Source organism: Longimicrobium sp., assembly GCF_036554565.1.
Classification (GTDB): Bacteria; Gemmatimonadota; Gemmatimonadetes; order Longimicrobiales; family Longimicrobiaceae; genus Longimicrobium.
Map to the genome: position 1 here is coordinate 1 of NZ_DATBNB010000081.1, position 3,896 is coordinate 3,896.

Sequence of the window (3,896 nt, forward strand, 5' to 3'; positions counted from 1 at the left end):
ACCGGCAGCGTATTGATGAACGGGCCCATCACCCGGTCCGCCCCCTCGCCGCCCTGCATCCGGCCGACGAGCAGAGTGCCGAAAACGACGTCCGTCTGGCCGGTCAGCCGCGCCAGCACCTGCGCCCACGCCAGGTGGCACAGGCTGGCGGCGCTCACCCCCAGCGCCCGCGCTCGGCTGCGCAGCCGGACGCTCAGGTCGCCCGCCACGGCAAGCCGCGCCTCCCCGATCCCACGTCCGTCGCCCCACACGTCCAGCATCCCGTACGGCGCCGTCGGCTCCTCCACGTCGCCCAGCATCTCGTGGAAGAACCGCTCGTGCTCCTCGCGGCTCACCCCCAGCCGCGCCCGCGCCACGTAGCCGCGGAAGGGCAGCGGCGCCGGCAGCTCGGCCTCGCGGCCCGCCAGGTAGGCCGAGATCTCCTCCCGCTGCACCTCCAGCGACTCGTGGTCGCTCGCCATGTGGTGCGTCAGCATCATCAGCAGCCACCGGCCGCTTGCGCGGTCCTCGGCGATGCACGCCCGCAGCAGCGGCGCCTGCCCCAGGTCCATCCGGTACACGCGGGGGTTGAAGCGCCGCCACAGCGCCTCGGCGGCACCGGCCGCCGCATCCAGCTCCACCTCCTCCACGGGCAGCCGCGCGTGCCGCAGGACCACCTGCACCGGCTCGCGCAGCCCATCCCAGGCCACCGCCGTGCGCAGGAGGTCGTGACGGCCGATCACCGCCTGCAGGGCCGCCAGGTACCGCTCCAGGCTCGCGCGGGTGTCGAACTCGGTCAGGGTGGGCGTCAGGTACGGGTCGCCCTCCTCCGAGAGCAGGTGGTGAAAGAGGAGCCCCTCCTGCAGCGGGGCGAGCGGGTAGATGTCCTGCACGTTCGCGGCTCCGCCCGGCACCTCGGCCACGATGCGGTCGATCTCCGCCTGGCTCAGCTCCACCAGGGGCAGCATCTCGGGCGCGAGGGACGTGCACCCCTCCGGGATCCCGTTCGCGGGGACCTCCACCTCCAGGGACGCGCGGCCGACCGCCGGTGCCAGCTCGGCCAGCACCGGCGTGGTGAACAGCGCCCGCACGTCCGTGTACAGCCCCGCGCGCCGCATGCGCTCGATGAGCTTGATCGCCAGGAGCGAGTGCCCGCCCAGCTCGAAGAAGTGGTCCCACCGCCCCACCCGCTCCACGCCCAGCACCTCACCCCAGATCTCCGCCAGCGCCGCCTCCACCTCCCCCAGCGGGGCCTCGTAGCCGGCCCGCGCGAACGCATCGCCCTCCGGCGCCGGCAGCGCCTTGCGGTCCAGCTTGCCGTTCGCGGTCAGCGGCAGCGCGTCGACCGCCACGAACGCCGCCGGCACCATGTACTCCGGCAGGCTCTGGCGCACGTGCGCGCGCAGCGCCTCGGCCTCCGCTTCGCCCACCACGTAGGCCACCAGCCGCCGGTCGCCCGTCCCGTCGTCGCGCGCGGCCACGGTGCAGTCCCTGACGCCGGGCGCCTGGCGCAGCACGCCCTCGATCTCGCCCAGCTCGATGCGGAACCCGCGGATCTTCACCTGGAAGTCCAGCCGCCCCAGGTACTCGATGGCGCCGTCCGCCCGCCACCGCGACTTGTCGCCCGTGCGGTACAACCGTGCGCCACCTTCGGCGGAGAAGGGATCGGGGATGAACCGCTCCGCCGTGAGGCCGGGACGATCCAGGTAGCCGCGCGCCACCTGCACCCCGCCGATGTACAGCTCGCCCGGCACGCCTACTGGGACGGGCTGGAACGCCGCGTCCAGCACGTACAGCCGAGTGTTCCAGACGGGCCGGCCGATCGGCACCACGCCGGCGGCGTCCTCGCGCGGGCAGGTCCAGCAGCTCACGTCCACGGCCGCTTCCGTCGGGCCGTACAAATTCGTGAGCTCCACGGGGCCGGCGAAGCGGTCGTAGAAGCGCTCCACCAGCGCCGGCGGCAGCGCCTCGCCGCTGCACACGACGTGGCGGAGCGAGCCGCAGCGGCCGTCCTCCACCGTGTCGACGAACGGCTGCAGCATGGAGGGAACGAAGTGCAGCGCGGTGACGCCCTCGCGCTCGATCACGTCGCGCAGGTACGCGGGGTCGCGCTGCCCGTCCGGCCGCGCCATCACCAGCCGCGCCCCCTGCTGCAGCGGCCAGAAGAACTCCCACACCGACACGTCGAAGGAGAACGGCGTCTTCTGCAGCACCACGTCCGCCGCGCCGATGCCGAACTGCGCCTGCATCCACACCAGGCGGTTCACCACGCCCCGGTGCTGGTTCATCACCCCCTTGGGGCGGCCGGTGGAGCCCGAGGTGTAGATGACGTACGCCACGTTCGACGGCGTCACGGCGGGCGCGAGGTTCTCCGCGCTTTCCCGCGCGACCGAGTCCCACGCCGCGTCCACGTCCACCGTGGGCACTTCGCAGGCGGGGAGGATGCCGCGCAGCCGCTCCTGGGTGAGGACCACGGCGACACCGGAATCCTCGAGCATGTACGCCAGCCGCTCCCGCGGATAGCCCGGGTCCAGCGGCACGTATGCGCCGCCGGCCTTGAGCACGGCCAGGATGCAGACCACCATCTCCACCCCGCGCTCCAGGCAGAGGCCCACGCGCACCTCCGGCCCCACGCCGTGGCGGACCAGGTGGTGCGCCAGCTGGTTGGCGCGCGCGTTCAGCTCCGCGTAGGTGACCGACGCCTCTTCCGCGGTCACGGCGGCCGCGTGCGGCGTGCGCGCGGCCTGCGCCTCGATGAGCTGGTGGATGCACGCCTCGGCCGGATACGCCGCCTCCGTGCGGTTCCACGCCTCCAGCACGAGCGCGCGCTCCGCGTCGCCGAGCAGTTCCACCCGCGAGAGCCGCACGTCCGCGTTCCCGGCGACCTGCTCCAGCACCCGCCCCAGGTGGCCCAGCATCCGCTCGGCGGTACCGCGCTCGAAGAGGTCCGTGGCGTAGGTCAGTGCGCCACGCAGCCCCTGGGGAGTCGCCGCGAGCGTCAGGGATAGATCGTACTGGGCGCCCGCGAGCTCCGCACCGACTCCGCTCACGCGCAGCCCCGGCAGCGCGGCTCCCGCGCCCCCGGCGTCCTGCAGGGTGAACATCACCTGAAAGAGGGGCGAGTGGCTCAAGCTGCGCTCCGGCTGCAGCTCGGCCACCAGCTTTTCGAAGGGCACCTCCTGGTGCGCATACGCGCCCAGCGTGGCCTCGCGCACCCGCCGCAGGGTCTCGCGGAAGGTGAGCTCTCCACCGAGGTCGGTGCGCAGGACCAGCGTGTTGACGAAGAAGCCGATCAGCTCTTCCACCTCCCGGCGCGTGCGCCCGGCGATGGGGCTTCCCACCACCACGTCGTCGCTCCCGGCGTACTTGCCCAGGAGCACCTGGAACGCGGACAGCAGCGTCATGTACAGCGTCGATCCCTCGCTGCGTCCCAGCGCCTGCAGGCGCTCCAGCAGCTCGGGGGAGAGCTCCACCGGAACCGACGCGCCGTGGTACGTCTGCACCGGCGGGCGGGAATGGTCGGTGGGCAGCTCCAGCAGCTCCGGCGCGCCCGCCAGGCGCTCCTTCCAGTACGCGAGCTGCCGATCCAGCACCTCGCCGCGCAGGTGCTCGCGCTGCCACACCGCGTAGTCGGCGTACTGCACCCCCAGCTCCGGCAGCGGCGACGTCCGCCCCACGCGGTACGCCTCGTACAGCACCGACAGCTCCCGGTAGAGCACCCCCATGCTCCACCCGTCGCTGACGATGTGGTGCACCACGAGCAGCAGCACGTGATCCTCGGCACCCAGCCGCAGCAGCGCCGCGCGGAAGAGGGGGCCCGCGGCGAGGTCGAACGGCCGTGCCGCCTCCTCCCCGGCCCGGCGCCTCACCGCCGCCTCGCGGTCCGTTTCGCCGAGCCCCGACAGGTCCTCCACCGG

At 73.2% G+C, this 3,896-nt stretch carries 1 protein-coding gene; it reads right to left on the bottom strand.

What is annotated here, in order from left to right; translation table 11 throughout:
* Positions 1–3,896 (bottom strand): amino acid adenylation domain-containing protein (locus VIB55_RS02210; protein ID WP_331875029.1); only part of this gene is annotated, 3,896 nt, incomplete at both ends.